The sequence below is a fragment of the Rhizobium sp. BR 314 genome (assembly GCF_047445805.1).
In the GTDB taxonomy this organism is placed as follows: Bacteria; Pseudomonadota; Alphaproteobacteria; order Rhizobiales; family Rhizobiaceae; genus Rhizobium; species Rhizobium lusitanum_B.
The window spans coordinates 96,698-121,033 of record NZ_JARWLA010000004.1 but is presented as its reverse complement, the minus strand read 5'-3'; the positions used below and the strand labels follow the sequence as shown (position 1 = coordinate 121,033).

Sequence of the window (24,336 nt, the reverse complement as noted above, 5' to 3'; positions counted from 1 at the left end):
AATTGTCCAGCCGATTTTAACACTCGACCAAGAAAAGAGATCATAAAAAAAATTTATATTTATATTTCAAATAGATAACAAAGATCAAAAATGACGGCATCAGCTATTGGTAAATGGTATTTTTTTGGTATTGTATAGAAAAGCGGGGAACAAGGCGGCATTCGGAGGCATGATGGGACAGTTCGCAATTGGCATCGACGGCGGCGGAACGAACTGCCGGGCAGCGGTGATAGACTCGACGGGTAAAATTCTCGGCACAGGAAAATCTGGCGCCGCAAACATCCTCTCCGATCTGGAAAACTCCCTGATAAACATCGTCGAGGCAGCCCGCCAGGCCTTGGCAAGTGCCGGCCTCGATCCGGAACTTGTCGGCAGGCTGCCCGCTGTTATCGGTACAGCGGGTGCCAATGTCGGCAACTATGGCAAGCGGTTGGAAAGCGCGCTTCCTTTCGGCAATTCTCGTGTGGTCACGGATGCCACAATCGCGCTTCAGGGAGCGCTTGGCGACGCCGACGGCATCATAGGCGCCTTCGGCACCGGCTCCGTCTACAATGCACGCCGCGACGGCAAGATATGGGGCATTGGCGGCTGGGGTTTTGTGATAGGCGATCAGGCGAGCGGCGCCCGCCTAGGCCGCGATCTGCTCGAAAGATCCGTTCTCGCCTATGATCGAGTGACGACGACCTCACCGTTGACAGACGTCATCATGGCCGAATTCGGAAACGATCCTGAGCGGGTCGTCGAGTTTGCCCATGCATCCAAACCAAAGGACTTCGCTCGCTATTCACCGGTCATCTTCGAATATGCAGCGATGAACGATGTCGTCGCCATGGACATCGTCAGGACGGCAGCAACAGCCATAACAGAAAGCTTGGACGCGTTGCTTTGGCCTGAATGCCCTTCGATCTGCCTCCTTGGCGGCCTTGCACAAGCCTATCGTCCGTGGCTGGATACACGGCACAAGGCGCTTCTCGCCGAACCGAAGGGCGACGTGCTGCGCGGGGCGATGGAACTGGCTGTAAAACTGCTGCTGGACAGGGAAGGAAGCCGGGGATGACGGAGGATTTGAGTGCCATCTTCTCGCCGCAGCGCTTGTCAGGCGGTGGCACAGGCCCGCTCTATGTGAAGCTGCGACGCACGCTTGAGGACGCCGTGAAGGTAGGGAGATTGAAGCATGGCGACGCGCTCCCTCCCGAGCGTGACATAGCCGAATTCGCCGCCGTTAGCCGTGTCACCGTCCGCAAGGCGATTGACGATCTCGTCGCCGAGGGAATTCTGGTGCGCCGGCACGGATCCGGCACTTTCGTCGCCAAGCCGGTTTCCAAGGTGGAACAGCGATTGTCTCAGCTCACCTCGTTTACGGAAGATATGGCGCGGCGCGGCATGACCGCCCGTTCGGAGTGGCTGCATAAAGGCATCCATACGCCATCCCCCGACGAAATGATGATTCTCGGCCTGGCTGCCGACACCAAGGTGTCGCGGCTGAGCCGCCTGCGTATTGCCGACGATCAGCCGCTGGCGATCGAGCATGCAAGCGTCTCTGGCGAATTCCTGCCGGATCCATCGGTCGTAACGACATCGCTCTATGCTGAACTGGAAAAGCAGCATGTGCGCCCCGTGCGCGCCGTGCAGCGCATATCGGCGACCAACATGAAGGAAGCAGACGCCGGATTGCTCGGCGTTCCGGTCGGAGCTGCCGGCCTTTCGATCGAACGCATTTCCTATCTCGGCTCGGGACGCGCTGTAGAGTTTACCCGCTCGCTCTATCGCGGCGACGCCTATGATTTCGTTGCAGAACTCACGATCGGCGCGAACTAACACCATTCGAAAGCGCTGGAATCAAAAAAACGCCGCCTCGACTGGAACAGTCGAGGCGGCGTTTACATGTGGATTCAGCTTCTAAGCCAAAGGCCATAAGCCTCTGCAACGACCCGCAATCAGGCCGCGTCGTCGATTTCCAAGTCAGCCTTGGCCGGCACATAGTTCAGCACCGGACCCAACCAGCGCTCAACTTCTTCGATGGGCATGCCCTTGCGGGCGGCATAGTCCTCAACCTGATCACGCTCCACCTTGGCGACACCAAAATAGTAGGAGTCGGGATGGGCGATATAAATACCCGACACCGAGGAACCCGGCCACATCGCATAGCTTTCGGTGAGCTTGACACCCGCTGCAGCTTCAGCATCCAGCAGCCGGAAAAGCGTATCCTTCTCAGTATGATCCGGCTGCGCCGGATAGCCGGGTGCCGGACGGATACCTGCGTAGGCCTCCAGAACGAGTTCATCGCTGGAGAAATTCTCGTCCTTGGCATAGCCCCAGAACTCACGCCGGACCCGCTCGTGCATCCGCTCGGCGAACGCTTCGGCGAAGCGATCCGCGAGCGCCTTTACCAGGATCGACGAATAGTCGTCATTGGCACGTTCGAAACGCTCGGCAATAGCGACCTCCTCAATGCCGGCGGTAACGACGAAGCCGCCAACATAGTCCTCTACGCCGCTGGAAACCGGCGCCACGAAATCCGAAAGGGCGACATTCGGGCGGCCATCGCGCTTGGATAGCTGCTGGCGCAGCGTATAGAAAGTCGCCAGCTCATGCGAGCGGCCCTCATCCGCAAACAGCCTGATATCGTCGCCGATAGTACCCGCCGGCCAAAAGCCAATGACGGCGCGAGGGCGGAACCAGTTCTCGGCGATGATCTTTTCCAACATCGCTTGTGCGTCGCTATAGAGCTGCCGGGCGGCCTCGCCCTGCTTCTCGTCCTCAAGGATCGCCGGGAAGCGGCCCTTCAACTCCCATGTCTGGAAGAACGGCGTCCAGTCGATATATTTCGCAAGCTCCGCCAGATCGTAGTTCTCGAACACCTTCGTGCCAAAGAACTGCGGCTTTACAGGCTTGTAGCTTGTCCAATCTACTTTCTCGGCATTTTCACGCGCTCTCGCAATCGGCAGGCGCACCTTCTCCGCTTCGCTGCGCGCATGAGCGGCTGCGACCTTGGCATATTCTGTCCTGATCGTGTCGACGTAGCCCTGTTTGGCATCCGGCGACAGCAACGACGAGACAACGCCGACCGCGCGGCTGGCGTCGGTGACGTAGACCGCCTGCCCCTTTTCGTAGCGCGGATGGATCTTGACCGCAGTATGGACACGACTGGTGGTCGCACCACCGATCAGCAACGGAATGTCGAAGCCCTGCCGCTCCATTTCGGAGGCGACATGTACCATTTCATCCAGAGACGGCGTGATCAGCCCGGACAGACCGATAATGTCGACCTTCTCAGCGATAGCCGTTTCGAGAATCTTCGTCGTCGGCACCATCACGCCGAGATCGATGATCTCGTAATTGTTGCAGGCCAGCACGACGCCGACGATGTTCTTGCCGATGTCATGCACGTCGCCCTTCACGGTCGCCATCAGCACCTTGCCGGCAGCCTGTCGTTCACTGCTGCCGCCATTGGCAAGCTTCTCAGCCTCCATGTACGGCAGCAGCACGGCGACCGCCTGCTTCATCACACGGGCGGACTTCACCACCTGCGGCAAGAACATTTTTCCGGCGCCGAAGAGATCGCCGACTACATTCATGCCGGCCATCAGCGGGCCTTCGATGACATGCAGCGGGCGTTCAACCGTCAGGCGCGCCTCTTCCGTGTCGGCCTCGATGTAATCGGTGATGCCATTGACCAGCGCATGCTCGAGACGCTTCGCGACGGGCCATTCGCGCCACGAAAGGTCCTGTGCTTTGGCCTCCTTGCCACCGGTTCCACGGAAGCGTTCGGCAATTTCAAGCAGCCTTTCCGTACCGTCGGGGCGACGATTGAGGACGACGTCTTCGCAGGCCTCACGCAGTTCGGGATCGATATTGTCGTAGACCGCAAGCTGACCGGCATTGACGATGCCCATGTCCATACCAGCCTGAATGGCATGGTACAGGAACACGGCATGCATCGCTTCACGCACCGGCTCATTGCCGCGGAACGAGAACGACAGGTTCGACACACCGCCGGAGATATGCACCAGCGGCATGGTCTGACGGATCGTCCGTGTCGCCTCGATGAAGTCGACGCCGTAATTGTTGTGCTCTTCGATACCGGTCGCAACCGCAAAGATGTTCGGATCGAAGATGATATCTTCCGGAGGCAGGCCGGCCTTTTCCGTCAACAGCTTGTAGGCGCGGGAGCAAATCTCGACCTTGCGCTCATAGCTGTCCGCCTGGCCGGTCTCATCGAAGGCCATCACCACAACGGCGGCGCCATACATGCGCATCAGCCGGGCCTGCTTGAGGAAATTCTCCTCGCCTTCCTTCAGGGAGATCGAATTGACGATCGGCTTGCCCTGCACGCATTTCAGACCAGCTTCGATGATCGAGAATTTCGAGCTGTCGATCATCACGGGAACGCGGGCAATATCCGGTTCGGCAGCGATCAGGTTCAAAAATTCGACCATGGCCTTTTCAGAATCGATCAGACCCTCGTCCATGTTGATGTCGATGACCTGTGCACCGTTCTCAACCTGATCGCGGGCAACCGCCAGAGCTGCCGAATAATCGGCATTGGTGATCAGTTTGCGGAATTTCGCGGAGCCCGTGACGTTCGTACGTTCGCCGACGTTGACGAACGGAATGTCCTTGGTGAGCTCGAACGGTTCGAGACCGGAAAGCGACATGAACGGGCGATGCTCAGCAGGCGTACGCGGCGGATATTTCGAAACCGCCTTGGCGATCGCGGCGATATGCTCGGGCGTAGAACCGCAGCAGCCACCAACGATATTCACGAGGCCTTCGCGCGCGAATTCCTCCACCTGAGCCGCCATCATTTCGGGCGTCTCGTCATACTGGCCGAACTCGTTCGGCAGACCGGCGTTGGGATAGGCGCAAATGAACGTGTCTGAAGCCGCCGAAAGCTCCTGCAGATGCGGCAGCATCGCATTTGCGCCGAGAGCGCAGTTGAGGCCCACTGTGAAAGGGCTGGCGTGGCGGACGGAATTCCAGAACGCCGACGGAGTTTGACCCGACAGCGTGCGGCCAGAAAGATCGGTAATCGTACCCGAAATCATGACGGGCAAATGAATGCCCTTGGCCTCAAAGCGCTCCTCGCAAGCGAAGATCGCCGCCTTGGCGTTCAAAGTATCGAAAATTGTCTCGATCAGGATGATGTCGGCGCCGCCATCGATTAGCCCGTCGATCTGCTCGCCATAAGCCTTTCGCAGATCGTCAAAGCTGACAGCGCGATAGCCGGGATTGTTGACATCGGGCGAAATCGAAGCCGTGCGGTTTGTAGGGCCGATGGCGCCAGCAACGAAGCGGCGCTTGCCGTCCTCGCGTTCCGCGCGAATCGCGGCGCGACGAACGATCTCTGCGCCCTCCTTGTTGAGGTCGTAGACAGCGCCTTCCATCTGATAGTCCGCTTGCGCGATGCTCGTCGACGAGAAGGTGTTGGTTTCCAGGATATCGGCACCAGCCTTCGCGTAGCGATAATGAATCTCTTCGATCGCATCCGGCTGGGTCAAGATAAGAAGGTCGTTATTGCCCTTCTGATGACAGGCACAGCCTATGAAGCGGTGACCGCGAAACTGGTCCTCGTCGAAGCCAAGCCCCTGGATCTGCGTGCCCATGGCGCCGTCAAGCACAAGAATGCGCTCACTCGCAGCCTTTCGCAGGGCCGCAAATATCTCGCTGCCATCACGCTTCGTCGTCTCGGAACCAAAAAGATTGTCAAACATTGGATGAATTCCTCGAGCCTGATTACGACTCCGCAATCAGATCACATAAAGATATCTTTATGTCAATATATCTATGCTCTCGTTACGGCTAACGCAAGCTCGCTACTTCTATAGTCTACCTGGTTTGCGAAAAATACGGATAAAGCGATTTATGGCCTCGCCCATAGACAATGCGCGGCCGGCGACACAGTTCATCTATTATGCCATGACAGCACTTCTGGGCAGCGCTATACGGCTTGCGGAAAAGAATCCAAGGAGGACGGCATGAACATTCAGGTTGAACCGGCGGCGCTCGGAAATTGGACAACGCGCGACTATCATCGGCGCTGGCTGCTCGATCAAGCGAGCGCACTCTTTGATTTCTTCCAATATCGTGCCGTCAACCCTAATGGCGGCTTTTATGACATGGATAACGCGGGCAAGCCGCTGGATGCGGTCAATCCGATACGCGGTATCCACTCGACCGCTCGCATGGTGCACTGCTTCTCGATCGGATCATTGCTCGGCCGTCCCGGCGCAAATGAGATCGTCGACCACGGCATGAACTATCTGTGGAACCGTCATCGCGATACCAAGCATGGCGGTTACGTCTGGTCGCTGAACAATGATGGTCCTGTCGATGCCAGCAAGCAAGGCTATGGTCATGCGTTCGTGTTGCTGGCAGCCTCCTCCGCCAAGACAATCGGCCACCCCTTGGCTGACGGCATGCTTGCCGATGTCACGGAAATTCTGAATACGAAGTTCTGGGAAGAAAAACACGGCGCCATCGCCGAGGAGTTCAATCGGGATTGGTCGCTGATCGACGGAGGCACCTATCGCGGCCAGAACTCCAACATGCATTTAACGGAAGCGCTGATGGCGGCGTTCGAAGCAACAGGCGACAGATCGTATCTCGATAAGGCTGAAAGCATCGCCGATCTCGTCATCAGGCGGTCGGCGGGATCGGTCGGCTGGCGTGTGGCCGAACATTTCAATACCGATTGGGTATTGGACAAGAATTACCGCGGCAACGAAATGTTTCGCCCATCGGGTACGACTCCGGGCCACTGGCTGGAATGGGCACGCCTTATCCTGCAGCTTTGGTCGCTGGGCGAAAAGCGCCACGACTGGATGCCGGAGGCGGCAAAAGACCTCTTCTCTCAATCAATGTCACTAGGCTGGGACAACGAGAAGCACGGGTTCTTTTACACGCTCGATTGGGACGATGTGCCTGCAAAGCGCAACAAGCTCTGGTGGCCCGCTTGCGAGGGCGCCGGCGCAGCTCACTACCTGAATGAACATGTTCCGAGCGATTTCCACGAGGAAAGCTATCGCAAGATTTGGAGCGTGATCGGCCAGAATTTCGTCGATCGCGCCAATGGCGGCTGGCATGAGGAACTGACGGAAGACCTCGTTCCTGCCCATACCCTTTTCCCGGGCAAGGGCGATATCTATCACGCCCTGCAGGCCTGCCTGATCCCCCTCTTCCCTGCAACGGGCAGCCTGACCAAGGTCATCGCCGAAGCCGGCGGAAAGATCTGAAGCCGGTGGCGCCGCCCTCGCTTTAAACGCGGCGGCGCCTCGCCTCACTACGCGAGGTTGAGATTGTGCAGTTCGTGGCCGAGCGTCAAAGCCAATGCTTCGACGACCAAGTTGTGATCCTCCCTCTGGGGAAGACCTGAAACTGTGACCGCTCCAATGCAGCCGGTGCCATTGACCAAAATGGGGAAGCTGCCTCCGGATGCAGCATAGTCGGCGCTGGACAGCCCGTTTTCCTCGATGGTCTTGCCCTGCTGCTGCAGTCGTAGCGTGCTTGCGTAGCTGCTGCGAAAATAGCGCAACACCATATTGCGCTTGCGTCGTATCCAGTTGGAATTGTCTGGCGTCGATCCCGGCAAAGCTATGTAGAAGACTGGCATGGAGTGCAGCGTAATGTCGATGGCAACACCAAGATTGCGCTCACTCGCGAGATCACGCAGCAGCTTGCCGAGCACCCAGGCTGTCGACAGGTCAAAGGCGTCGAAACGCAACATTTCCTCTTGCAAGGCAATACGGCTGAGGTCCTGATCGATCGTCATAGAAAACCTTCCCTAAAAGTAGATCAGCCTATCAAACGCTGAAGGGTTGATTTGTCCACCTATCTCTTTGGTATTTCAAAACCCAGCTGCCACTTCTGGCCCAGTAGAAGATCGTGCTCTTCTGGTTCAAGCACTTCGAACCCCCCGCCGGGATAAAATGTCAGCTCGCCTATGCGAACCCATTCCGAGGAGGCATAGAAATCGACACGAACGAAATCGATGTCGTGTGCAACGGCTTCCGCAACTGAAATCATCTCGTCGAGGCGCGCGGGGCGCGCGACGTCGCCGGGATAGAGACCAAGATAATCCCGATCAAAAAACGGAAGCTTTTGCCAGTCCGGCGTATAGTTGCAGGAGTAACCTCGGCCATTCTCTCGTATATCGATCTCGATATGAGAAACCTTGCCGTTGAAGGTGAATAGCCGATAGTCCCAGGGAACGCGCCCCTCGACGAGCAGCATGCTTTCAATCAAAATCTGGGGCCTGATATGCCGATAAGCCCATTCTCTGTTATAGGATGCATGATCGATCGCCAGCCACTCGGCAGAAGGGTTATTCGTCAGCAACCGATCCACGTCGCCCTGTCCGTAAAGAAACAGCCCTACCCCGCTGGCATGGGTCGGTTTGACGACAGCGGGTAACGAAATCTTGGACCAATCAACGGCGGCAAGGTCGGTGCCAACCCAGAGTGTCGGGACAACATACTGGTTGCCTACCCTTTCCGCGATCAGCTCTTTCGCATCGGCCTTGTCCACAAAACGCGGAAGAAGCGGATTTCGGTCATAAAGCTTGCGAGCTTGAATCTTCTCCGTGAGGGTTCTTGGCTGTTTCATATTGGGAAATTTGCCGCGGATCACGCGATACTTCAATGCGCAATAGGCCCGGTCCGGCAGCGGCGATATGAGGCGCCATAGGAGATTATACGCCCGCTCGCGCAATCCCTTCTGCAAATATCCCGGAATGAGAAACCCGTCCCGGTCGACGGTTCTATCTGTCATGGCGGCCATCTTGAATTTCAACTAGAACGCAAGTGAAAATTATCAGCCGGCCTTTAACACAAGGTTATGCCACAGCCTTCTAGATAAACAGCATGAGCGCTTCCGTGTCCAATCTGCTTAAAAGTTCACTGATCAGCCTGGCGGCAACTTTGATTTCGCTGGTCGCCGGCTTCGCCAGCAGTGTCATCGCAGCTCGCCTGCTCGGCCCGGCTGGATCAGGCAAAGTCGCCTACGCATTGTGGATCGCGACCTCTGCTGCTGCTTTAGCGGATATGGGACTTCCCCAAATGCTGCTCCGCAACACAGCCAGCCTCTCGGGCAATGGCGAAACGTGGAAGATGTTGGTGCGGACGGCATTCCGCAGCTTCCTGATTTCAGTCGGCATGGTAGGCGTCGCCATACTGGTCTTCGCTGCAATCGTCTACGTTCAACGCGACGCGCACCACGCCTGGCTCTGGATTGTCACAGGCCTACTGTTTCTCAGCTACGCATTCCACGTATTTTCTACGGCGGTCGCCCGTGGGAGGAATAATTTCGGTCAAACAGCAAGGACCACCGCTCTTGGTGGCATTTTACAAATTCCCTTGGTTTTTGCCGGCGCGTGGCTGCTTGGCCCAACGGGCGCCTTGATCGGTTATGTCGCTCGCTACCTGCCGCAGGCGCTGCAACTGCGGGAGTACATCGATCATGGCACAGAACCCTCCCGCAACGTTTTGACTCCGGAAATGCGGCGCTACGGCCGTCACATTTGGCTGAGCGATCTCATCGAAATCCTGGTGCTGTCGCGCATAGAGTTTCTCTTTCTCGGCCTCCTTCTCTCATCGACCAGCATCGGGTACTTCGCCGCCGGCCTCGGGTTGGCCGGCTTGATTGAACAAGTCATGCTGCAGATATCGCCCGCTTTGATTGTCAGCTTTACCGAGGTTCACGCGAAGAACGATCGACGGATACTCAACGCTGCATACAGCCGCGTTATTCGCATCGTCGCTCTCGTGATGTTGCCCATCAGCTTTGGCGGCGCTGCAATCATGCCGGATCTCTTGCCGCTCATATTCGGCGATGCCTTTGACCCCGCGATACCGGCTTCGGCGACTCTGCTTGCATTCGTTTGGTTGGCCGGATTGTCCGTCATTCCCTGGGGCATCATAGGTGCATCCGGGCGCAGCATTCTTTTGCTACGCGTGCAGATCACAAGCGCTATATTGATGATATTGTTGCTGACGGCTTTGGTGCCGCTGATCGGGCTGCAGGGCGCTGCCATTGCTCGTGCCGCGATCGTGACGTTGACTTTTGTTCTGCTTGGCTGGACCGCATGGAAATATGTAGGGGTCTCTGTCCCAGTCGCAGCGCTGGCAAGAACCGTGGTGGCAGCGCTCTTTTGCGCTGCCGCTGCTGGGGTCGGCATATACAGTTTCGACGGAGCCGCCGCGCTCGCGACTGCGATTCCGGCAGGAGCTGTCGTCTACATGTTGGCTGTGCGCTTCCTACGTTTAATTACGCAAGAAGACGTGAAGATACTGATCGACACGGTCGGCAGCAAGTTGCCCGGCACCTCACGCCCCGTCGCAGACAAGCTCCTGACCTTTCTGGCGCCGCGATAAGCTTGTCACGCCGTCTCGAACGCAGCGGCCAACGTTCTTCGGGCCACTTCGTCCCAGGTCATGATCCCGTCACGAAAAGTCGGTGAACGCTGCATTGTCAGCGCGGCATCGATCTTCTTACTCCAGTCGGCCTCACCTTCGAGGCTGTATGCAATGCCGTTGGCCCGTGTAAAGGGAATGAGATCAGGCAGCAGGACGGGCAAGCCGCAATAGCTATATTGCGCCAACTTGAGACTGGATTCTGCAAGGTAAACCTCGTCGGACGTAAGTCGATAAGGAGCGATACCAAAGTCGGCATGCTGCAAATACGGCACGATGCTCTCAAAGTCTCTCTCGCCGTAGATCACGACATTAGGCGGCGCCCATCCATTCCAGGCCGCGCCAAAAACATGGAAATTCACATTCAGCGCAGCCGCCGCCATTGCGGCAACGGAAACCTGATCAAAAAGCATGTTGCCGATCGAGACGGCATTACGGCTGCCAGGTTGATACGGAGAAGGCTGGATCCGGTCGAACAACTCGGCGTCAACACCCTGAGGAATCACCTTCACCCTGCCACCCGGTGGAAGCAAAGCGCCCAGTCGTTCTGACGGAACACAAACAGCATCGAATCGGTCGATCTGGGCGGCCTGGATGTTTTGCAATGCCGGGGCAGCCCCAATGCTCCTCAGCAGGTCACGACAAAAATAGAGCGTGCGCGCCTTTGGGTTAAGTCTCTTTATTTTGCGAAAAAAGGCTAGAGCTGACCCACTTTCGGCCAAAACCAGATCCGCATTGGCAACGCTGCGACGAGCGAAACGCGGCAAATAGCTACCATAGACACGAAAAAACAGCGTATTTGCTGCATTCAGAAAGCGATTGCTCGAGCTGAAAGCATGTACTGGCGGAAGATAGGCGCCCGCACTCAGATTATTGCCAATCGCTTGAAATCGGTTTGACTGCTCCTGCGACAAGTCCCGGAAACGTGACCGATCCTTAAGCAGGGTCAGCCAGCTATGGCCTATCGTGAGAACATGGACTTCGTGTCCCTGGCGAGCCCAACAAGATGCAATGAAATGGATCGACGCCTTGCGATAGCCGCGTAAGAACGCGTGCGCCGTTAGAATCACGATTTTTCGTCGCGGCTCGACATGCTTTGCGGCCGGCTCAGCTTCATTTTGTGCCAAAGGCTGCCCCCAACAGCGCCTTCAGTCGATTTTCTCATAACCGACATCAAAACATCAATAGGGCTGCGGCAACGAACCATCATGTCCGGAACCCTGATAGCCGCAGCCACGGTTCAACTTGCAGGATATGAACCGCAAAGCGTCTAACAGCCGGTTAAAGTTGAGCCCCCGACGACAGAATAGATGGAACAAATATCCCAAGATCACACGCGATTGATCACAGTCGCCATTGATGACGCACGAAGCAACATAGCTCCTGCTTGCCTGCGAGCGGTGAACAGGTCATTGATAACGCTTCACGAATGTCCCGCCATAGGAATATCCCGGCATGAATGCAAAATACGCGTTTCCCGCCATTCTGGCCTGCACTTGCCCCAGCATAGCAACGCCAGCCTTGGCTGAAGATTCGGCGCAATTGGTTCTGCGCGACGGCTTCGACGGTAAGGACTTCGCTCCGTCGGGTCATCTCTATTATCGCGAGAATTTCGAGCAGAAGGCGGGATCCATAGAATTTCAATCTGATGTGAAGCGCTCGGGTACGGGAGCCTTGAGACTTAGCGTCAAACCGTTCTGCCCTCCGGGCAAGGCAAATTGCAGCGAAAGAGCGGAGATCTGGGAACGTACAAAATACCGCGTACCCTACGATCAGGGAGTTTGGTACGGCTTTGCCGTGAAGTTCGCGGACCCCGTCCCCTCAGGCGATCATCGCTATCTCATAGCGCAATGGAAGCGAGAGATCGGGCCGAATGCAGAGGGAGACTTCAGTCCCTTCCTGGCTCTCCGCCTCAACAACGGCAAGCTATTTGCCACCGTGGAAACCAACTATGTCGCTCCAGTGGCGGAGAGGGACAAGCACGAGGATGGCGGCAAAGCTTGCGATGAAAGTGAAACGCCGGTTTGGTTCCGTCCAGACACCAACCAAATGCGCGCGCTGGTCGCCACCGATGGCAATTGGGCCGCTGGCGATGGCGAAGAATTCGCAGGCTGCACCAGCGCAGTTAAGGTAACAAATCGCGGCAACCAACTTCCAGCACCGACATCGGGTTGGATAGACTTCGCAATATATAGCAAACCAGGACCTGATGGGTCGGGGCACATCGAGATATTCGCCAACAATAAATGGATTGTCTCGGTTACGGGCCGTATTGGACACGCAGATCATGGGCTTGGCAAGAATCAATATTTCAAGTTTGGCCCATATCGCGCCGCCGATACCACACTATGGACACTTTACTACGACGATTTTCGCCGCTCTCCGCATTGTGCAGACGTTCTTGCAGATCCCAGTCTCTGCCCAATGAAATAATTGGCAACCGAAGGCTGTTGTCGATGAATAAAATTCGAAAGCACTGCTGACCTAAGATTTTTCGGGGACCAGGCTGAACTTTTTTGCTTCTCGTTGGTTATCCTTTTTCGTGAAGGAGGCCACGAAAATGCTAACCACCCATCGCGATTGCAAACATCACGTCAAAAGAAACGCAATTCCATCTCTCGGAGAGATAGAAGGCCGCGTTGCAGTGCTGGAGATTGTTGCTCAATCAGCGTTGATCCACGTCTTCGACGAAGGTGAAGTGGACATCGATGCCGCATTTTTGTCTCAGATGCGCAGAGCATTGCATCGCAAATGCAAGGAATTGAAGTTGGATGGCGAAGATACGGCTTCAGCACTTTCATACGCCGAAGAGTTAATCGAGGCGGCGGTGAATTCGTCTCATCCAATTCATCAGTAACATCCCGCAACCTCAGAATTGTTCTGTCCCTTATAGTGGCGCTGACGCTCAAACTCGGCGTCCTTTTGTTATCTGCGTCAAATAAAGCAAACGACAGAATTCAACACCCACTTAAGTCTTCGGCTCGAGGAGACCCTCAGTGAGGTATCACAGGGAAACTGCGTCGCATTACGGAACAATATGGCTGTATCATCTCAGGAGCATATTAACGCCGACAGCCGAACGCGATTGCAAATTTGGAAATTCAAAGCAGTGTTCGCTATACCCGCCTTGGCGCAAGCCCTAACCATGAATGGTCTAGCGAATGTCTGCGATGACGCACACGCCCTTTTTCTCCGACGATATCGATGTTCTCGCCAGCGCCCTCTTTGCCTGGTGCGCGGAACGCAGCATTAGATTGCAGAGCCAAGAGGGCCTATCGGCCGCGAACGTAGCCATCAACCTTTACGACGCAGGCTACCAGACCCAGGACCGACTTCTTGGCGCTCTGCACGATCACGAATTTCGCTAGCGCATAGGCCGCCAGCCGGGTTGTTCTCCCTGGACGAAGGAGAACAACTCGTCCCTGGGCTAGGCTCCGGTAACCAAGGTCAGCGGCTTTACAAGATCCTATCTCAATTCGTCGCTGCCTGCCGCAACGCGTCCGCGATGCAAGCTCGCTCCTCAAGGATCCCGGTCCACTCGTCCTCATAGTAAGGCGAGTCATAGATCAGCGTGAATGGACCACGATAACCCGCGGCTTCAGAAAGCAAGACGCAGCGAACATAATCCTCCTCATCGAGACCGGCAGTGGAGTAGTGTCCCTTGGCGTGACATAGCTCAGCCCTTCCCATGATCTTCGCGAGGTCTTCATATTTGCCGGCGCCTTGCCAATTTCCAAAATCGCCGTTCAGACCAACCCTTCCCTCCAACGCGTCTAAGACACGGTTGACTTCAGCCGGCCCTGCCAGGAGATCGAACCAGTTTTCGATTAAGAGGCGTACGCCCGCCGCCGTGGTGATTTCAGCCAATTTACGCAGATATCCCTCGGCCATAGTCAGGGCGGCATCGGTCGGTAAAGCCTTGCCCGCAATCACCCGCATATTCTCCGCCCCGAGAGAGGCGGCGATATCCGCCCAACCAGCCATCCACTTCGCATCGCGTGGAGCGGTTTCGGGATCGCTAAGGTCTCCGTCCTCGATCAGTAGCGTTTGAACCGTCACACCAGCCTCTTCAGCAGCGTCACGAAACCTTACGACATAACCAGGTAACAGGCTCGGCAAATGGAAGGAGCATATCTCGAGCCGAAATATGCCGCGCTCCGCACATTGCTGCGGCAGATCAATCAACTCGATGCTGCCTGCACCGTAAGTTGGCTGGCGAGCGCACGACATCGAATCGGACGGCCTGTAGGGATAGGTACCGCCCAGTGCCCGATGCAAAGACCACGTCGAAACGGCAAAGCGATGCGTTAAGTCAGCGGCTATAGTCATTTTGTCCCCCCTAGTCATCACTCGACACAGCATGGACGAAACTAGATCAATCGCGAACGCTAGCAATCGGAATCACAAGGACTGCCGCCTTGAATTGTCGTCACGCAACGAGTTCAAGCAAACAAAGATCCGGAACGAATGAAATACTATCTGATCTCGCGTCCACCTTTGACCCAGCGCGATATGGCATCGAAAGCGAGATCAGCGATCCACATAGCACACATGCCGACGACAAAAGCAGTCGCGTTCATCGCCGCGACATGCTCCTGCGGCAAAGGCCAGTTGACGGCCCGCAGGTAGAAAAGCACCGGCTCCGTCATGTAGGTCGCGGCAAGGGCTCCGCAAATCGGCGAAGCCACGATCTCCCGTGTCGTATATCGACGCCTCGAAAGACCCCGTAGAATCCCACCAGAGAGACCGGCCATGACGACCCCGGCTTTGATGCCCAACGCATCCAGAAATTCGTGCATCGTCATTGCTCTTCTCTATCAGACCTTGCGCTTCTGAAAATCGGACACCTTATCGTCCGAGGCATCAGGCAGGAAATCGGTCTCACATGTTGACGGGTGGTTGAGGCTTTACCAATCCGACAATGCCGTCCCTTATGATGTTGATGGTAATCTTCAGCACGCTTAGAGCGGCAATTGCCCCTGCGGTATAGCTGGGAGCGACGAAGGATTGCGAACATTCCAATGAGCCATCGGCGAGTTGCACACAGCCCGTCGCCAAAAGAATGGCAACGCTCAATGCCGACAAGGTGATCAGAATATTCAGAACATTGTGCAGCGCATTTGTGTTGAGCATTTTTCCCTCTTAAGGATGGTATGAGGTTCAGAGCAAAGCGCATACCAGCCGCTGTGGTCCAACTCGCGATCGTCGCGGCGAGGCGCGTCAAAGCGCTCGTTGTTCGAAAAGCGATCTCGTTAGAACATGACGACTGGCGATACAGATGGGCTACCCTGCGCGCCGATTAGCGCGCAGCTTCCAGAGCGGCAGCGAATTTCTTTGCGTAGCCTGCAATTTCCACCGCTCGATCCGTGCCGTTGATAATTTTTCGGGCACCAACCCAATCGGTCGCCGTGGCGCTAAAATATCCGTCGAGCCTCCTGCCGGTAAAGAGACCATTGATCATGCCATCAAAGAGAATCTGGATGGCCTTGAGAGGATCGAGAGCCATATCGGGATCGGCGGCTATGCCATACTTCAGATAGTTGTCGTGCCCGGTGATCTGAACCAAGCCACGTCCGCGGTAGCGCCACCCATCGCCACTTGCCTCGCTGTCGTTGCCCATTCGGTTCGCATAGGCTCGATTGGCAATTCGCTGTGGCTGTCGGGCATAATCAGCAGCCTGCTTTGCCGTGAAGTATTTGTGAAAGGTCGCCAGCAACCCAGACGCCGAGTAGTTGAGATTTTCCACGACGGCACACATCGTGTTGTCTGTCTCGTGATAGGCCGTCGCCAGCATATATGCGAGCCAACGGTTGTCGAAAGGCCGGACCTGCCATGCCCCTAGAATGGCCTCCATACCTTTGACCTGATTTGTCGACAGCTGACCACCAAACAGCGATGTACGCACCGCCGCGAAGAATTTCGCGTGATCCATATTGTTTCCTCTGTGGATGAGACCCGCCGGGACCTTGTTCGAAATCGAAGCGGATCTAATTTTCGAATTCCCAATGATTCTCAGGAGTTAGTGAGTTTGAGTTATGACTGGAGTGGCGTCAGGACACGACGCATCAGAGCGCTTAAGATTGGTGTTTCCGCGATAATCACGACCACAGCACTTGCCGTCCCGGTGGCGATCTTGCTTGGCGGACTGCACTGGGGTTGATGCGCAGTTGAGGTTCGTATCTGCTTGCTTGGCGTTCAACTGTATTGCTGATGGCGAGCAAATGGGAGTTTGCCACTGATGAATTTGGTCGAGGCAAGGGATTACCCTCTCCTACGTCTTGGTTGGGATGAAGTACTGTGCGCCAGTAGCATGTCGGTACGTTTAGAGATTACCGATATATTGCATTCGAGCGGGACCAAGGACCCGCTCTTCTATGGATCCACCCACGACCTGCGATAGCAGAAACCGTCAGAGCCGGCAGGACGCGCTGCCGGCGCGCACGCGTCTTGTGCGGCACGACCGGCTTGTCGGCATTGGTCATGCTTGAAATTTCCGATGAACCTTGAAAGAAAAAAGCGGTTTAAGACATCGCTTGCGGTCAACAGTGCGTCGCTGCAACTGTTCTCATCATGCCAAAATGAATACCCTAATTCGGCAGGTTTGGCGACACCCCTCGCGGACGATGGCTATGCAACGAATGAAGGTGTTGACGAGACTAGCGGATAATCATCTGAAATTATTAGGAAATACTGTGATCCACCATCCGACGATTTGAGTTAGATTGTCGTCAGATCTCCCAACTGCGAGAAAGGTGGCACAAGGATGCGATGGAATGCCGGACGGCGCGGAACGCTCTGACTTCGGTCTGCGGAGATCTGCGCACACCGACTGTCCACGATTCCTTTGATGAAGAGCGAGCGAGAGAAAATATTGGAAGATGACCGAAAGAGTGTCGTTGACTTCAACCACGTTCGGCAGTTCATTGCCGACAACCTTCCCATTCTGCCGGTTCCCGGCATTCCTGAGATTCGGCTCCACAAGGCAGCACCGCATAGCGGCCTGCGCCGCCTTGCAGAGAAGGATCCACAATTCGGATCGCCCTATTGGGCGCATTATTGGGGAGGGGGCCTCGTCTTGGCTCGCCATCTTCTCGACAGGCCGGAAACTGTTGCGGGGCGCGATGTAGTCGACCTGGGCGCCGGTTCAGGAATCGTCGGCATCGCCGCGGCAAAAGCAGGCGCTGCGAAAGTGGACGCAGCCGATATCGATCCCTATGCCATCGCAGCGACCGGACTCAACGCAAAGCTGAATGACGTCGCCATCCAAACCGTCCTCGCCGATCTCACAATCGGCCGGCCTCCATCAGCAGACGTTATTTGCGTCGGCGATCTGTTCTACGACGCAGCTCTTGCAAAAGGTGTTACGGAATTTCTGGATCGCTGCCTGGCATCAGGCATCACGGTTTTGGTCGGTGACCCATGGCGTGCCCACCTGCCCGCATCGCGGCTCCGTCTTCTAGCGGAATACGTCGTCCCGGATTTTGGCGTGAGCACGGGAAACCCTAAGCGAAGCGGCGTCTTCGCGTTTGAAAGCAGTGAGCAGTCGTAGAAAGGAGGTTCAGATCAAAGCATAGCGGCAAGTGTGGGTTCGGACCGAACGATGTCGCTGCCATCTAGGCTTTCAACTTCGCGCGACGGCGGTTTGCGCGCTCCAGTCGCTTGGCAAGTTCAGCAAGCTCCGGGCTCGCCGCGTCGAATACAGGTCGGGCATCATCCGGCAGCCAATGCGTTTCATGTTTGATCGCCGGTGGGTTAATCCGTTCCGAGCCGCTGGCCGAATTCGGCGTCATCGGTGAAATGCGCGACCAGTCCGGTTCCTGCAATATCGGCGAAACAGCGAGAAGAATGCTGGCTATATTCTGAAATTCGCTCTGGATACGGCGTTCCGCCGTCCGCCGTACGCGACCGGTTCGAGTGCAGAAATCCCGAAACGATCCGGCGACGAAGGGCGCCGCAAGGCAAACGGACCAATGTGAGAGCAGAATGCGCCGCTCTTCGTCGCGAACATGGATCCGCAACCAGCCCTGCAGGACTTCTTCGGCTCGGCTGATCGCAGCAGCGCTCGGACGATAGCGAATGCGGTCATCCGCATGGTCCATCTGTTCGGGCAGAACCTCTGGCCAGAGCGTGCGCATCCTGTCCGGACGAACGCCACGAACGTCGAGATGGACCAACGTATCCGCCGCCTCAACGAAACGAGCGCGGATAATGAGGCTCAAATCGGCAATGTCAGCCGCTTTGCTGGAAATATCGTCAAACTGCAAGAGGTGTCGGTGCATCAAGTCGTCTCTCCAATTCCCAATAGATCAAGGTCCGCAACGTTGCGCGAACCGGCCATGGTCGCCGTGCCACGGCGTCCCCGCGCAACGAGGCAAGCGCGATGTCGTCGAAAGCACCGAGCAAATCGCTCGGACGTTGAAGCGCCCAATCCTGGCGTTGAGCGAGAACATCGGAAACCGCACCAATCGTATCGGACCAAAGCTCATCCCGATTGTTGGCGGTCTGACGAATGCAGCGCAGCACGAAGATCAGATGACCGTCGCCATAGCGCCCGCGAATTTCCCGCATCGTCCCGCGCGCATGGCTCTCAGCCGGCGCGCGCCGACGATGAACCGGGACAAGCTTTATACCGAGACTATCGAGAAGAAGATCAAGTTTGCCTTTGCTCATTGACCCAATTGCCTCCTGTCACATGACGTGTTCGCCGGTCTTTCGCGGGAAAAGGGATCACATCGCCGTCCCGGAGATCCCGGCAACAGAGTCGATCGATCTTGGCTTGAAGAAAGCTTCAGCTTTGGAGAGCGCTTCGACTTTGGCGCCGTCGCGCAGCATCGGCGTATTGAGATAGGCGACCATAGCTTCCCCTGCGGCGGCCTTCGCAGCATCCTGCGTCGCAAAGACGATCGGCTCTCCTCTCCGGTCTCTGAGAATCTCGTTCGTCGCTCGGTGGACCTTGCGAATCCACCCAAGATAGCCGTCGGCCACGGTCTCGGTTCCAATTTGAAATTCGTTCATGGCAAACTCCTCCGGCCGGCAAAGGCAAGCCGCTTATTGGGTTTCTGTTTTGTTTTCTGAAGAGACGACACCGATTGCCGTCGGCGCTATTTTGTCTGGTGTACCGGCATGTTCGGATGGCTGGTATTATCTCCGGCCGTTCGAAGGTGCATCTGGTCACCCTCCGGGGCCGCCAGAATCCTCACCATCACGCCTGGATGCCAATCTCGAAACGACCCACTTCATCTCGGCCAGCATCAAGCCGAGAAAAAGAGCAGCTCCGAGACATGCCAAAATGCCCTCGAGCATCTCAATCATGCTGACCTCTCATCTCTGGACTGTGCTGTGGCGGACTCGGGGCCGAAGGTTTCCGTCGGCTTCACGGTCGCATTGCAGCCTTCACAATTCAGCTCGATGACCTCAGCGATCGACAAGGCCCGACAGCAGATCGGGTAGCCCCAGAAACGATCGAAACCGCTTCTGTGGAAATTTGGTCTCCTGCTTCTCCTGCGCACACTCATGCTGCCACTCCTTCGAATTCCCATCTCCGCCGGGCGTCGAGGAAGCCTCAATGCCGGCACCGCAGCGAAATTCATCGCCCGCAGCTTGATAAACACCAATTATGTTGATAAAGATATTCATGTCAACATGATTTATGTCATAAAATTTGTGAAGGTCGAAAAATGCAAAGATCAATGGGCGAACGACTGAGAGCGGCACGAGAAGCCGCAAACTATCCATCGGCAACGAAGGCAGCGGAAGCGCTGGGGGTGAGCCTTTCCACCTATCGCGCCCACGAGAACGGCCAGAACGAGTTCAGTGCCGAAATCGCCAATCGCTACGCCAAGAAATTCGGAACGACCGCCGGCTATCTGTTGACGGGAGAAGGATCGAATAAAACAGCCCACCCCGCTGTACGCATCGTCACATCCTTCGATCCTGACGAACTGGACAATGAAGGTTTTGCCGAAGACGGCGGAGAAAACAGCTATAGTAGAGAGCATTGGCAGCCACAGATTGCCGGCGCAACGCCCGAGGTAGACGTCAAGCTTGGCGCCGGTAGCGGCATTGTTGGGGAAGTGATCAATCTACCCGTAGGCTCCGGAAACGTTGCCGGGCACAAGATCGTCGCGGAATGGCTTATTCCTACGGGCTATCTACGGAATGAAGCGAAGGCCTCGCCGAACCACACCATCATCATGGAAGTGATCGGCGACTCGATGCAGCCAACCTACATGCCCGGCGACCGAGTCATCGTCGACCTCTCGCAGAACCAGATGACGACCGATACCGTCTACGCCATCAGCGACGGCTACTCCGAACCACAGATCAAGCGGCTCCAGCGCGTGCCCTTCAGCCAGCCGGGCGAGGTCAAGATTATCTCGGACAATCCGGCGCTGGAGACATTCACGGTGGAACTGGCGCGACTGACGATCATAGGCCGCATCTGCGGACATATCGCCCGTAAGTAACAACACCATCCCTGGATCAGCCACGTGGGACATCCAATCTTCCTTGCGGGTAGAGATGTGGATGCCGCTGTGTTGAACATCGTTAGTGTTTGCCTCAAAGTAAATGAACATAAATAGTGTTGCTATGAATTATGTTTGATGACAATCTCCTCTGTAGAGCCGATCGGCCCTGAAGGAATGAGCCCGAGCATGCCTCAAGGGCCTGCGCGAAGTCAGCGAAGCCCGAAGCAACGGCGGATAAGGATGCGAAAAGAAAAGACCGCTAATGCATGTAAGGATCGACACTATTGCGGCAGACTTGCCAAAGACATCGAGCGCGGAGACGAAGCGATGACGATGCATGCCGTGGCTTTTTTCTTCGAATATTCATTCGATGAGCTCAGCATTAGCCTCTGCGATCGCTGGGAAAGCGGGCTGCTACTCTACGGGTATGCAGAGTTGACCTCGGCAGGAGCCGATTATGACGACGAGTTCTATGTCTCGGCAATCCGCCTGGATGGCGGCGCGCGACTGACAAGACCGAATAACCACGCCATCGCCAGCAATTTCGAAATCGAGTTGTTTCGGAGGATAGCGGCGGTCATCGAGGACGATAAAACCCATCCCGGTCGTCACACCGCCGAGCTTTTTGCCGACGAATTGGAGCAGTTCAGGGAGACCGATTCCAATCGCTCTGATAGAATGCAGCGGCAGCAACATCTCGAGGCCTCGGCCTGAGGCCGCCGCCCCTCCCCGAGATGAGATCGGAAGAAACGGAGGCAACAATCGCTATGGACATTGCCCGGCAGGAATTCGAGGAAATTCGCTCGCTCAGGGAAAAGCTGCATCGCCCGGAAATTCGCCAGTCTCCGAATGCGGTCGCAGAGCTACTCGCCGAAGGCTTTGTCGAATTTGGTAGTTCGGGCACGATATATGACAATCGCGAAGAACTCATCGCGCTCCTGACCGAAGAAGGAACGGCGCAAACCTCTCCCCTTGTAATCGCTCACAATTGCGCGTTTCGATCCATCTCGCCCGATGCCGTTCTGGTGACCTACCGGACCGTCAGCACCATGGGTGAGACAAGTGCACGGCGGCACGTTTTGCGTAGTTCGATCTGGCAGCGGATCGATGGTTGCTGACAGATGATATTTCATCAGGGCACGCCCACCATGCCGCGCCCTTGAGGCGCAAGAGAAAAATCCGGGCTCAGCGCGACCGCGAAGCGTTGCCACTGCCCTTCCCGTCGATGACCATCCCGGCCAGTCCAAGGCTGTCGGCCATTCTGATGAGGTCGGCGACGGAATCTGCGTGCATTTTACGCATGACCTGGCCGCGATGAACCTTCACCGTGATTTCGCTCAAGCCGATCTCCGCTGCAATCTGCTTATTCAAAAGACCGCGCGCGACGAGAGCCATCACCTCGCGCTCACGCGGCGTCAACGAGGCAAAATGCTCATGAAGGTCGACTGCGGCAGCTTCCTTTCGAAGACGCGCGCGATCCAGTTCCAGCGCCTGCCGGATCGCATCAAGCAGATCTTGTTCGCGAAAGGGCTTGAGAAGAAATTCCACCGCACCAGCCTTCATCGCGCGCACGGACATGGGAACATCACCATGGCCGGTCAGAAAGATGATTGGCGTCAGATAGCCTGACCTTACGAGTTCGTCTTGAAAATCGAGACCGCTTGCATCCGGCATTCGGACGTCGAGGACAATGCAGGCCGGGCCGTTTGAACGAGGATGCTGCAGGAAATCCCGTGGCGAGGCAAAGCCGCGCGTATCATAGCCGACGGAGCGCAGAAGGCTGTCGAGCCCGTCACGCACGGAAGGATCGTCATCGATCACGTAAACGGCTGATCGCTGATCTTGCATGTTCTATCCTCTCGACTTTCCGTCCAGCGGCAGCGTGAAGCCGAATACTGTCCCGTGCGGAAAATTCGGTGCCGCATAGACGGAGCCACCATGCGCCTCGATGATCGAACGACTGATGGCCAATCCCATTCCCATACCGTTTGGCTTGGTCGTGTAGAACGCCTCGAATATCCTATCGAGTCTGGCTGGCGCTATGCCGATGCCCGTGTCGCGCACGCTGACCGTAATCTTGCTTTCGGCAGCAGCAGCACTGACGAGCAACTCGCGTACATCGGTACTGACATCCGCCAGAGCCTCTATCGCATTCATGATAAAGTTGAGGATCACCTGCTGAAGCTGCACGCGGTCGCCGGCCACCAGGGGCAGGTCATTGGCGAGCTCCGTTCGAAGCGATATCTGGTTCTTCCGGATTTCGCTCCGCACAAGCTCCAGCACGTTGTCAATCGCCTCGCCCAGATCGATCATGTCACGCGAAGGAGACGATCGTGAAACAAGCATCCGGACACGACCGATGACATCTCCCGCACGGCCAGCATCCGCTACGATCCGCTCGATAGCTCTTCGAGCCTCGTCGTGATCGGCGGGTGTGGCTGCCAGCCAACGAAGCGCAGCGTTGCCGTTCGCCGTGATCGCCGTGATCGGCTGGCTGACCTCGTGCGCAATGGAGGTGCCGAGTTCGCCGACGATCATCAGGCGTGACATCCGCGCGAGTTCGGACTGGGCTTCCCTTGCCCTTGCATCGATCGTCTCGATCCTGATCGCCAGATAGGTTGTCGCACCGATGGCAACGATGCTCAGGGCACTGTTGATCAGGCCGGCCTGAGAGGCGCCGTGGCGCGTCAGAAAATAGCTCAGAATGGTAAGGGCGGCACACGCGATGCCGACGACTGCGATCGCGCCGGTTCGCCCCGAGCGAACCGCCAGCAGTATCACCGAAACATAGAGAACTGCAAAGGCGATTTCCAAATCCGTGATAGTGTCGCCGATAAAAATAAGGCCGGCGAGAACCGAGATGCCGAGCCAAAGCACGGGCATCTCGGAAAGATATTTCAGAAACTCGCGCCTCATGTCTTTCGTCCTTGCATCCTCGCTCCGGCATCTGCATGCGCGAATGGCAAACTGCCTCAGCCCAAGTCCGAAAACAACCGCAGCCTTCATAAACCTCCCCGGAGCGAGAGGCCTATTCGTCCGCAAGCCGGCAGCGCGTTGCCGAGCGAAACCGATAGTGGCGCCGAACTCAAAAACGGTCCCCATGTTGGGTACGATCTGATCAAGCCCCGCGGTCATGGTTGTCGTTTTCGGCATAGCGATTGAGGAGACGCCGGCCTTGGCGACGTCGGAGAATTGAAAGGCTCTTTCTGTTGAGCCATGCTGCCCGCCGAAGCAGCATGCGCGTCTGGTTCGCGGATAGGAAACCGCAAAAAAACAACCGTGTAGCCGATCGCATAAGTGCATGGGCGCCCCAAAGCAGCGCCAACATGGCCATCAAATCGACGCGATCCTTGAAGCGTCCCGCTCTTGTTTGGGCGGCACGCTTTCCGCGGGTTTGGCGGAGCTTTCGTACATCGGACTTGTTTCGGTTGCTTCTGCTGCGAGCCTCCAGGAAACGG

At 56.4% G+C, this 24,336-nt stretch carries 25 protein-coding genes; 11 read left to right on the top strand and 14 right to left on the bottom strand.

The window, feature by feature from the left end; genetic code table 11:
* Window positions 1–172: 172 nt before the first annotated feature.
* Entirely contained in the window at window positions 173–1,057 is an 885-nt protein-coding gene (locus QD461_RS07660) for a BadF/BadG/BcrA/BcrD ATPase family protein (RefSeq protein WP_414087191.1), read from the top strand.
* A complete protein-coding gene (locus QD461_RS07655) occupies window positions 1,054–1,818 on the top strand; it encodes a GntR family transcriptional regulator (RefSeq protein WP_414087190.1) in 765 nt (254 codons plus the stop codon). Before QD461_RS07660 ends, QD461_RS07655 begins: the two co-directional genes overlap by 4 nt.
* Before the next feature lie 119 nt (window positions 1,819–1,937).
* Here QD461_RS07655 and metH read toward each other — a convergent pair whose 3' ends face one another.
* On the bottom strand, window positions 1,938–5,714 hold the full coding sequence (gene metH / locus QD461_RS07650) for a methionine synthase (RefSeq protein WP_414087189.1): 3,777 nt from the start codon (window positions 5,712–5,714) through the stop codon (window positions 1,938–1,940).
* 264 nt (window positions 5,715–5,978) lie between these two features.
* On the opposite strand from metH, the gene QD461_RS07645 reads away from it, so the two are divergent.
* Entirely contained in the window at window positions 5,979–7,235 is a 1,257-nt protein-coding gene (locus QD461_RS07645; protein WP_414087188.1) for an AGE family epimerase/isomerase, read from the top strand.
* Between the two features lie 47 nt (window positions 7,236–7,282).
* Here the strand turns inward: QD461_RS07645 and QD461_RS07640 are convergent, their stop codons facing one another.
* Window positions 7,283–7,771 (bottom strand): heme-degrading domain-containing protein, encoded by a 489-nt coding sequence (locus QD461_RS07640; RefSeq protein ID WP_414087187.1) that lies wholly within the window; start codon window positions 7,769–7,771, stop codon window positions 7,283–7,285.
* A gap of 59 nt (window positions 7,772–7,830) precedes the next feature.
* Entirely contained in the window at window positions 7,831–8,778 is a 948-nt protein-coding gene (locus tag QD461_RS07635) for an ATP-grasp fold amidoligase family protein (protein WP_414087186.1), read from the bottom strand.
* Between the two features lie 83 nt (window positions 8,779–8,861).
* Here QD461_RS07635 and QD461_RS07630 point away from each other — a divergent pair, with 83 nt between their 5' ends.
* Window positions 8,862–10,370: a lipopolysaccharide biosynthesis protein gene (locus QD461_RS07630; RefSeq protein WP_414087185.1), complete on the top strand. Its 1,509-nt coding sequence runs from the start codon at window positions 8,862–8,864 to the stop codon at window positions 10,368–10,370.
* 5 nt (window positions 10,371–10,375) lie between these two features.
* On the opposite strand, the gene QD461_RS07625 is transcribed toward QD461_RS07630, so the two are convergent.
* Window positions 10,376–11,536 (bottom strand): polysaccharide biosynthesis protein GumK, encoded by a 1,161-nt coding sequence (locus tag QD461_RS07625; protein ID WP_414087184.1) that lies wholly within the window; start codon window positions 11,534–11,536, stop codon window positions 10,376–10,378.
* A gap of 328 nt (window positions 11,537–11,864) precedes the next feature.
* Between QD461_RS07625 and QD461_RS07620 the strand changes: the two genes are divergently transcribed.
* The 3 genes from QD461_RS07620 (at window position 11,865) to QD461_RS07610 (ending at window position 13,777) form a co-directional block, all read left to right on the top strand.
* Complete coding sequence (locus tag QD461_RS07620; RefSeq protein WP_414087183.1) at window positions 11,865–12,842, top strand: polysaccharide lyase; 978 nt, start codon at window positions 11,865–11,867, stop codon at window positions 12,840–12,842.
* A gap of 127 nt (window positions 12,843–12,969) precedes the next feature.
* Window positions 12,970–13,266, top strand: a complete 297-nt coding sequence (locus tag QD461_RS07615; RefSeq protein WP_184703731.1) for a hypothetical protein — start codon at window positions 12,970–12,972, stop codon at window positions 13,264–13,266.
* 304 nt (window positions 13,267–13,570) lie between these two features.
* Window positions 13,571–13,777: a hypothetical protein gene (locus QD461_RS07610; protein ID WP_414087182.1), complete on the top strand. Its 207-nt coding sequence runs from the start codon at window positions 13,571–13,573 to the stop codon at window positions 13,775–13,777.
* A gap of 103 nt (window positions 13,778–13,880) precedes the next feature.
* Here QD461_RS07610 and QD461_RS07605 read toward each other — a convergent pair whose 3' ends face one another.
* The 4 genes from QD461_RS07605 to QD461_RS07590 all read right to left on the bottom strand — a co-directional run bounded on the left by QD461_RS07605 (window position 13,881) and on the right by QD461_RS07590 (window position 16,341).
* On the bottom strand, window positions 13,881–14,738 hold the full coding sequence (locus QD461_RS07605) for a sugar phosphate isomerase/epimerase family protein (RefSeq protein WP_414087181.1): 858 nt from the start codon (window positions 14,736–14,738) through the stop codon (window positions 13,881–13,883).
* Between the two features lie 146 nt (window positions 14,739–14,884).
* Complete coding sequence (locus tag QD461_RS07600) at window positions 14,885–15,214, bottom strand: hypothetical protein (RefSeq protein ID WP_414087180.1); 330 nt, start codon at window positions 15,212–15,214, stop codon at window positions 14,885–14,887.
* Window positions 15,215–15,290: 76 nt separating this feature from the next.
* Window positions 15,291–15,542, bottom strand: a complete 252-nt coding sequence (locus QD461_RS07595; RefSeq protein WP_414087179.1) for a hypothetical protein — start codon at window positions 15,540–15,542, stop codon at window positions 15,291–15,293.
* A 166-nt stretch (window positions 15,543–15,708) separates the two neighbouring features.
* Window positions 15,709–16,341: a hypothetical protein gene (locus QD461_RS07590; RefSeq protein WP_414087178.1), complete on the bottom strand. Its 633-nt coding sequence runs from the start codon at window positions 16,339–16,341 to the stop codon at window positions 15,709–15,711.
* A gap of 939 nt (window positions 16,342–17,280) precedes the next feature.
* Between QD461_RS07590 and QD461_RS07585 the strand changes: the two genes are divergently transcribed.
* Window positions 17,281–17,958 (top strand): class I SAM-dependent methyltransferase, encoded by a 678-nt coding sequence (locus tag QD461_RS07585; protein WP_414087177.1) that lies wholly within the window; start codon window positions 17,281–17,283, stop codon window positions 17,956–17,958.
* 64 nt (window positions 17,959–18,022) lie between these two features.
* Here the strand turns inward: QD461_RS07585 and QD461_RS07580 are convergent, their stop codons facing one another.
* The 4 genes from QD461_RS07580 to QD461_RS07565 form a co-directional block, all read right to left on the bottom strand.
* Window positions 18,023–18,688 carry a DUF6362 family protein gene (locus tag QD461_RS07580; RefSeq protein WP_414087176.1) on the bottom strand — a complete coding sequence of 222 codons (666 nt, stop codon included), beginning with the start codon at window positions 18,686–18,688 and terminating at the stop codon, window positions 18,023–18,025.
* Window positions 18,663–19,079, bottom strand: a complete 417-nt coding sequence (locus QD461_RS07575; protein WP_414087175.1) for a hypothetical protein — start codon at window positions 19,077–19,079, stop codon at window positions 18,663–18,665. The genes QD461_RS07580 and QD461_RS07575 overlap by 26 nt, the downstream gene beginning before the upstream one ends.
* A 57-nt stretch (window positions 19,080–19,136) precedes the next feature.
* Window positions 19,137–19,424 carry a hypothetical protein gene (locus QD461_RS07570; protein ID WP_414087173.1) on the bottom strand — a complete coding sequence of 96 codons (288 nt, stop codon included), beginning with the start codon at window positions 19,422–19,424 and terminating at the stop codon, window positions 19,137–19,139.
* A 399-nt stretch (window positions 19,425–19,823) separates the two neighbouring features.
* Window positions 19,824–20,045, bottom strand: coding sequence for a hypothetical protein (locus QD461_RS07565; RefSeq protein WP_414087172.1), 222 nt, complete (start codon window positions 20,043–20,045; stop codon window positions 19,824–19,826).
* A 41-nt stretch (window positions 20,046–20,086) separates the two neighbouring features.
* Here QD461_RS07565 and QD461_RS07560 point away from each other — a divergent pair, with 41 nt between their 5' ends.
* The 3 genes from QD461_RS07560 to QD461_RS07550 all read left to right on the top strand — a co-directional run bounded on the left by QD461_RS07560 (window position 20,087) and on the right by QD461_RS07550 (window position 21,996).
* The gene (locus QD461_RS07560) at window positions 20,087–20,875 is read left to right on the top strand and encodes a S24 family peptidase (protein WP_414087171.1); all 789 of its coding nucleotides are present in this window, start codon (window positions 20,087–20,089) and stop codon (window positions 20,873–20,875) included.
* 138 nt (window positions 20,876–21,013) lie between these two features.
* A complete protein-coding gene (locus QD461_RS07555) occupies window positions 21,014–21,592 on the top strand; it encodes a hypothetical protein (RefSeq protein ID WP_414087170.1) in 579 nt (192 codons plus the stop codon).
* A 53-nt stretch (window positions 21,593–21,645) separates the two neighbouring features.
* The gene (locus QD461_RS07550; protein WP_414087169.1) at window positions 21,646–21,996 is read left to right on the top strand and encodes a DUF4440 domain-containing protein; all 351 of its coding nucleotides are present in this window, start codon (window positions 21,646–21,648) and stop codon (window positions 21,994–21,996) included.
* Between the two features lie 67 nt (window positions 21,997–22,063).
* Here QD461_RS07550 and QD461_RS07545 read toward each other — a convergent pair whose 3' ends face one another.
* Complete coding sequence (locus QD461_RS07545; protein ID WP_414087168.1) at window positions 22,064–22,726, bottom strand: response regulator transcription factor; 663 nt, start codon at window positions 22,724–22,726, stop codon at window positions 22,064–22,066.
* A 3-nt stretch (window positions 22,727–22,729) separates the two neighbouring features.
* Window positions 22,730–23,794: a sensor histidine kinase gene (locus QD461_RS07540; RefSeq protein ID WP_414087167.1), complete on the bottom strand. Its 1,065-nt coding sequence runs from the start codon at window positions 23,792–23,794 to the stop codon at window positions 22,730–22,732.
* Window positions 23,795–24,336 lie beyond the last annotated feature (542 nt).